Annotated in this window: 8 protein-coding genes and 1 pseudogene; 7 read left to right on the top strand and 2 right to left on the bottom strand. The window is 55.3% G+C overall.

Going from position 1 to position 6,446, the window contains the following annotated elements; all coding sequences use genetic code 11:
- The 4 genes and pseudogenes from ENTHG_RS25675 to ENTHG_RS06140 form a co-directional block, all read left to right on the top strand.
- A partial coding sequence (locus tag ENTHG_RS25675) for a hypothetical protein (protein WP_044176191.1) occupies positions 1 to 411 on the top strand: 411 nt, incomplete at its 5' end.
- Between the two features lie 582 nt (positions 412 to 993).
- Positions 994 to 1,296 carry a hypothetical protein gene (locus tag ENTHG_RS06150; protein ID WP_044176180.1) on the top strand — a complete coding sequence of 101 codons (303 nt, stop codon included), beginning with the start codon at positions 994 to 996 and terminating at the stop codon, positions 1,294 to 1,296.
- 244 nt (positions 1,297 to 1,540) lie between these two features.
- A pseudogene (locus ENTHG_RS06145) lies at positions 1,541 to 1,792 on the top strand (M3 family metallopeptidase); the annotation flags it as partial.
- A gap of 96 nt (positions 1,793 to 1,888) precedes the next feature.
- The gene (locus tag ENTHG_RS06140; protein ID WP_044176160.1) at positions 1,889 to 2,179 is read left to right on the top strand and encodes a hypothetical protein; all 291 of its coding nucleotides are present in this window, start codon (positions 1,889 to 1,891) and stop codon (positions 2,177 to 2,179) included.
- A gap of 207 nt (positions 2,180 to 2,386) precedes the next feature.
- Here ENTHG_RS06140 and ENTHG_RS06135 read toward each other — a convergent pair whose 3' ends face one another.
- Complete coding sequence (locus ENTHG_RS06135; protein ID WP_044176151.1) at positions 2,387 to 2,626, bottom strand: DinI family protein; 240 nt, start codon at positions 2,624 to 2,626, stop codon at positions 2,387 to 2,389.
- A 268-nt stretch (positions 2,627 to 2,894) separates the two neighbouring features.
- On the opposite strand from ENTHG_RS06135, the gene ENTHG_RS06130 reads away from it, so the two are divergent.
- Entirely contained in the window at positions 2,895 to 3,362 is a 468-nt protein-coding gene (locus ENTHG_RS06130; RefSeq protein ID WP_044176143.1) for an Hsp20 family protein, read from the top strand.
- 285 nt (positions 3,363 to 3,647) lie between these two features.
- Here the strand turns inward: ENTHG_RS06130 and ftrA are convergent, their stop codons facing one another.
- Positions 3,648 to 4,652 (bottom strand): transcriptional regulator FtrA, encoded by a 1,005-nt coding sequence (ftrA, locus tag ENTHG_RS06125; RefSeq protein ID WP_044176135.1) that lies wholly within the window; start codon positions 4,650 to 4,652, stop codon positions 3,648 to 3,650.
- Positions 4,653 to 4,719: 67 nt separating this feature from the next.
- Here ftrA and ENTHG_RS06120 point away from each other — a divergent pair, with 67 nt between their 5' ends.
- Together ENTHG_RS06120 and ENTHG_RS06115 are read left to right on the top strand one after the other, a co-directional pair.
- A complete protein-coding gene (locus ENTHG_RS06120; protein WP_044176128.1) occupies positions 4,720 to 5,115 on the top strand; it encodes a rhodanese-like domain-containing protein in 396 nt (131 codons plus the stop codon).
- A gap of 151 nt (positions 5,116 to 5,266) precedes the next feature.
- Positions 5,267 to 6,370 (top strand): cobalamin-independent methionine synthase II family protein, encoded by a 1,104-nt coding sequence (locus ENTHG_RS06115; RefSeq protein WP_044176120.1) that lies wholly within the window; start codon positions 5,267 to 5,269, stop codon positions 6,368 to 6,370.
- The last annotated feature ends 76 nt before the right edge of the window (positions 6,371 to 6,446 follow it).

The raw sequence follows: 6,446 nt of genomic DNA, 5'->3' as shown, positions 1-6,446 counted from the left end.
CTGGACGGCAGGCAGTGGCTCCCGACGCACTGTACCGCTGCGAAACGCCACAGGCGGGTCGTTACCCTGACGTTTTATACCCCCGCAGCGCCGCTTGTCCTGGATACCGGTGCAGTGAGCGACCCGGGTCAGTATGGCCTGCGCTGGATCGACGACAACGCCAGCGCCACCATCATCAGCGCGGTCGTCAACAGCGATAATACCGTGACGGTAACGCTGGATACTGAGCCCACTGGCAACAACCCGATGATAGGTATCGCAGATACCGGCGTCAGCGGTGCGCACGGCGGCCCGTTTACAGGCGCGCGCTCAAACCTTCGCGACAGTGCATCCGGCACTGATATTACCGGCCAGCCGCTTTATAACTGGGCATGCCACCAACGCATTACAGTCACAGAGGAAGAACAATAATGGCAGGACAAATGATCGTTTTATCAGGCCTCAATGCAGGAGCAGCAGCGGGCGGCCCGGCTGTTCGTATGACCGCGGCAGACCAGATTGCAGCCAGGATCCCATCTCTGGCTTATGCCATCACCCCGTCAACCCTGAAAACAGGCGCAGACGGATTACTCACGGGGCGGGACCGTTCGCGGGGCGCTATGCTGAAAACAGCGGGCTCGTCAGCAAATTTGCTGCGTGTCTCTCCCATGGCGAACCGTCCGGCGCTTAATACAGGCAATATGCAGGTTGCCGCATCGCTTGATCTCCCGGCAGGCAGCGTCTCCCCGTCTTATTCTGTGGTCATGGCCGTTTACCTGACGCGACCAGCTACTGGTCTGTAGGCTATTCAAAATCGGCAGCAGGTCTGCAGGATTCCGGTATCGGCGATACTTACATCTTCAATGAATCTCTGCTGGTTACCGGTTACGGGCAGGACCGGCTGGCTGCACTTGTCAGCGCGCTTAAAACCCAATACGGCGTGGTGTAAAAAGCTTGATCGGCTCTTCGTTTCAAAACTGCTGTTTGTATATACAGTAAAACGGAGGGCCAACTATGCAAGCGCAAACATCACATGTAACACCAGATATCTTCTCTCTTTGTGGGCTGCCGCCTGCGGCTGAGTTTATAGAAACCAGTTGTTGTATCGCTGTTATGGACCGCAACGCGGTACCGGATGAACAATCTGTATTGCTCATCAGCTTTTGTGGTCTCACATTTTATGTCCGGCTGTGCGGCGAGGCCGGAATTACAGAAGATGGCGAAGCGATCGAAGGTGAGGCTGCGGAAGAAGTTGAGGTGCTGGGGCGTGTGTCGTTTTTCATCAACGGCACTGATGCTGATGATATTCCGTCGTAAAAGGCGGGCGCACTTTAAATCGTACAGGGGATCGATATCTGCCGTTTAAATAGAATTTTGATTGAAATGTGAGCTAAAGTGACCAAAGATAAACCGCTTTTCAGCAAAACTCTTCTCCAAAACGATATGCAACATACTGAATAACATGGAGTTGTATTGGTAGCTGAAATGGTGCAAATTAACACTCCGAATGCAACTTAACCCTTTGTTTATAATAAGTAAAGATGCCATTTGAATAGTATGCTTCGCCCATATTTTCGGTGGCGGTTACGCCGCGGGCTATTACGCTTATCTGTGGACCCAGATGCTGGCCGACGACGGCTATCAGTGGTTTGTGGAGCAGGGCGGATTAAGCCGGGAGAACGGGCAGAGATTCCGCGAGGCGATTTTGTCACGCGGTAATAGTACTGATTTAGCTGAACTTTATCGTCAGTGGCGCGGCCACGATCCGCAGATCGAGCCGATGCTGAAAAACCGGGGACTGAGCGAGGCGTAGCCCGGATGAGCCCACCCGGTAACCCCGGGTGGGGCGTAAACGGGTTATCCTGGCTATCATCATTTTGGCTGTATTAACAGGCGTAAGGAGCTGCTGATGAAATTTTTGAGCGCGCTGCGAGAGAGGTTATTCTTCCGGGGGAGAGGGAGCCACGGGAAAAAGGGGGCGGATGCGTCACATCAGCAGACCGTTTCCCGCACCTTTACCGGAAATGAGGCGACAGAGATAGTGCAGACGCTGAGCGCCGCCAGCCCGCTCATCGCCGCGACGCTGGCGCACCATCTCAATGAAAACGACTGCAGCACATCGCATCACACCAGCCACGACCACGGCAGTTTTGATAGTGGTTCCTGCGATAGCGGCGGCGATTCCGGAAGCAATGACTAGTCCGACGCGCGGCTAGTAATCACTGTTCGCATCATCAAGGCGCGAGTGAATCACTACGGCGGCGAAGACCAGCGTGGCGATAACAAGGGAGATAACCCACCAGAGCATATTCGGGCCTCGAAAAGACCTGCTGTGACTCTGTTGTACCGTGGGTAAAGGCAACGCGATATCGCGCGAAAAGGTGAGTTTCGCGCGTTTGACAGAAAGTTATTCCGCCGTCAGCCACATATCTGCTTCGTCGAACATCTCTTCGAGCATTCGGTTAAGCTTCTCGCGATCGCTTTTGCTGGCGTCGCTATTAAGACCGTTGGCCTGCATGGGTTTGACCCGCACATCCGCGTCGGGAAAGATGCGGTGCACGCGCTTAGTCAGTTCAGTCAGGATTATCTCCTTCGCGCCGGGTAAGCCCGCAACATTGCGCTTATCGTAAACAAGCTCCACAAACATAGTCACCTCGAGACAGAATTTTTGGCGCTATCATTACTGTAAAAGTATACAGTGTCAAGAGGGCGGGGCTTATGGCGATGGCGTGGCGTTTATCGAAGACGGGCTGCCGCTTATTTATCTGATTTCGAGTTCAATGCTGCCATAAAAAACAGGCGAAATTTTTTTATTTTCCCCTTGAAAAGGATTTGAACGTACCTATTTTTAGTAACGGACAAGCAATGCTTGCCTTAAAGATAAACTTTTGGATTAACTATTCAGGAGGTTAATTATGGCACTCAGAACCTTGTCAGCATTTCCGGGTATTGCTGATTCCGTTTTCTCCGATCGTTTTAATCGTATAGACCGTCTCTTTAGCCAGCTTACGGGCGACGCGCCGGTTTCTTCTCTGCCAGCTTATGATATTCAAAAAACAGACGAGCATAATTTCCTGCTTACGCTGAGCGTGCCCGGCTGGAAAGAAGATGAACTGGAAATCGAAACCGTGGGCGGCAGCCTGCACGTATCGGGCAAACAGGTAGAAAACAGCGAGCAGAAAGAGGAAAACTGGCTGTATCGCGGCATCCGGCGGGCGGATTTCCGCTTGAGCTTCTCGCTACCGGAGCACGCGCGGGTAAGTAATGCAAAACTGGAAAGCGGGCTGTTACATATTACGGTGTATCAGGAGATCCCGGAAAGTGAAAAACCCCGCAAAATTGCCATAGAAAACAAACAGCAGGCGATTGAGCATAAAGCTTAACGGGTAAGCGCGGTACAAATAACCTGAATGAGAATATTTGAAGGGCATCACAGTCGTAAACACCGCTTTGCTAAAAGGGCGATAACGCGCCCGTCGTTTAACCTTTATTGAAGTTGAGATGGGTAGATTAAAGGCGATCCGTTATCTTCCACCTGAGGTGGGGTATTGTGGATACCAAAACAAATCTATCCATGCAAGCATTTACCGCCAGCGAGTACCTGGCGGTTTTTTTTGGCCATTAATACTATTACAGGCGAAGGCATGATCCTTTTTACGGCGCAAATATTATTTTACCGCGCCGGAAAACTTTTTCCGGTACGCCGCTGGCGTCAGCGCAAACTGGCGCTGGAAATGGTAGCGCATGAGCGCGCTGGTGCTAAAACCTACTTCAGCGGCAATGACATCTATCGTCAGGCGCGACTGGGCTAACAGTGTCTGCGCCCGCTGTAGCCGCGCCTGCAAAATCCACTTAGCGGGCGTGGTGCCCGTCGACTCGGCAAAACGGCGTAAAAAGGTACGCGGACTCATGCCGACGCGCCGCGCCAGCGTCTCGACCGTATGGCTTTGCGTAAGCTGCTGGCGGATAAAGTCGAAAAGCTGACCAAGGGACTCGCTCTCCCTGGCGCGGGCTACCGGTTCGGCAACATTCTGCGTTTGCGAACCGGCGCGATGGGGCTGAACCACCAGCCGTTGCGCCACATTGTTAGCCACCTCGCGGTCGAAGTCCTTACGCACCACGTGCAAACAAAGGTCGATGCCCGCCGCGCTTCCCGCCGAAGACATCACATTACCCTCATCACAGTAAAGGGCATCTTCCACCACGTCGATGGCAGGATAAGCCTGGCGCAGCGTCGAAACGTAGCGCCAGTGGGTGGTCGCTTTGCGCCCGTTTAGCAGGCCTGCCGCCGCCAGCACAAACACCCCTGAACAGATGGATATCACCCGCGCGCCGCGCAGCGATGCCGCCCGCAACGCCTGGCATAGCGTAGCGGGAACCGGCGCGTTTGCGCCGCGCCAGCCCGGCACGACGATGGTGTCGGCCTGCGCCAGCAGTTCCAGACCTCCCTGCGCCACAACGCGAATACCGCCGGTGGCGTGCAGGTCGCCTTCCTCCACGGCAGCCACCGCGAAGCGATACCAGCGTTCGCCCATTTCCGGACGCGGCAGGCCGAAAATTTCCACCGCGACGCCAAATTCAAACGTACAAAGCCCGTCATAGGCCAGCGCCACGACGAAATGTTTACGCTCCGGGGAAGGTGAGATTGTCATCTTTTTGCTGTTATCTGGCATAAAGCTATGCAGCCGCTGCGTTCTGTTTTCGTTAGATTAGTGTTAACACAAACCCGGAGAAAGCACTATGAGCTACGTAACTGAATTTCCTGCCGCCTCGCCAGAAGAAGCTGTCAGCCACTTTACCCATCGGCTGAGCGTCGAGACCGACTGTGCCGATGTGCACCATGCGCTTAACCATAATGAACAGGATTTTGTGCTGCTACATGTGGTAGGCAGCCCGGAGACGTTCGCCCGTCGCCATATTCCGGGCGCGATCCATTTGCCCCACGCCATGATGACCCGTGAGCGGATGGCCGAGTGGCCGCAGGATACGCTCTTTGTGGTCTACTGCGCCGGGCCGCACTGTAACGGCGCGGATCGCGCAGCGCTGAAACTCGCCCGCCTGGGGCTGCCGGTGAAAATCATGCTCGGCGGAATTACCGGCTGGCAGGATGAAGGCTATACCTTTGCGACAAGTTGAAGAAAATTCATGTAGCGTGAAAATTTCTCGTTTGCCATCAAGCAGGGGCCTGTGTCATTTTGCCTGGGCATTTAGCCATCCAGAAGGCTAAAAAGTTCAAACAATACATTATCACGCCGGGCAACTATCGACCCGGCGGCAAGGAGACACCATGCAACGACATCAGGCCCCGTTCCGCGCAGACGTAGTCGGCAGTTTTTTACGTCCGGATGCCATTAAACAGGCCCGCCAGCAGTTCGCGCAGGGCGATATCACCGCGGAACAACTCCGCCTGGTGGAAAATGAGGCGATTCGTCAGGTGGTGCAGCAGCAGTGCGACTGCGGCCTGCATGTGGTGACCGACGGCGAATTCCGCCGCGCCTGGTGGCATTTCGACTTCTTTGACGGGCTGGAAGGGGTAGAGCGCTATGACGCCCAGGCCGGTATCCAGTTCAACGGCGTTCAGACCCGCGCGCATGGCGTGCGCGTTACCGGCAAACTTGGCTTTGGCGACCATCCGATGCTGGACGATTTCCGCTACCTGAAAAGCATCAGCGGCGATGCCCAGCCCAAAATGACCATTCCCAGCCCGAGCGTGCTGCACTTCCGCGGCGGGCGCAAAGATATTGACGCCACCGTCTACCCGGAGCTGGACGCCTACTTCGACGATCTGGCCACGACCTGGCGCGATGCTATCCACGCTTTTTATGCCGCTGGCTGCCGCTATCTGCAGCTGGATGATACCGTCTGGGCCTATCTGTGCTCTGATGAGCAGCGCCGCCAGATCCGCGAGCGTGGCGACGACCCGGATGAGCTGGCGCGCATTTACGCTCGCGTGCTGAACAAAGCGCTGGAAGGCAAGCCCGCCGATCTGACTGTCGGGCTGCATGTCTGCCGCGGCAATTTCCGCTCCACCTGGATCTCTGAAGGGGGATACGAGCCGGTGGCAGAGGTGCTGTTCGGCAGCGTCAATGTTGACGCCTTTTTCCTGGAGTACGACAACGATCGCTCCGGTGATTTCGCGCCGCTGCGTTTCGTACGCCCCGGTAGCCAGCAGGTGGTGTTAGGGTTGATTACCACCAAAAACGGCGAGCTTGAAAATCCTGATGGGGTAAAAGCGCGCCTGCAGGAAGCGGCAAAATATGTCGACCTCAGCCAGATCTGCCTGAGCCCGCAGTGTGGTTTCGCCTCTACCGAAGAGGGCAACACGCTGACAGAGGCGCAGCAATGGGATAAAGTGCGACTCGTCACCCGTATCGCGCAGCAGGTGTGGTAAGCCGCAGATAGCATCACCCCGATCAGACGGACATGCGGCCCTTTCCGCATGCCTGAAGGACCTTGCTGGCGGTCGG

The sequence above is a fragment of the Phytobacter massiliensis JC163 genome (assembly GCF_000321045.1).
Lineage (GTDB): Bacteria > Pseudomonadota > Gammaproteobacteria > Enterobacterales > Enterobacteriaceae > Phytobacter_A > Phytobacter_A massiliensis.
This window is presented reverse-complemented; position numbering and strand designations above follow the sequence as displayed.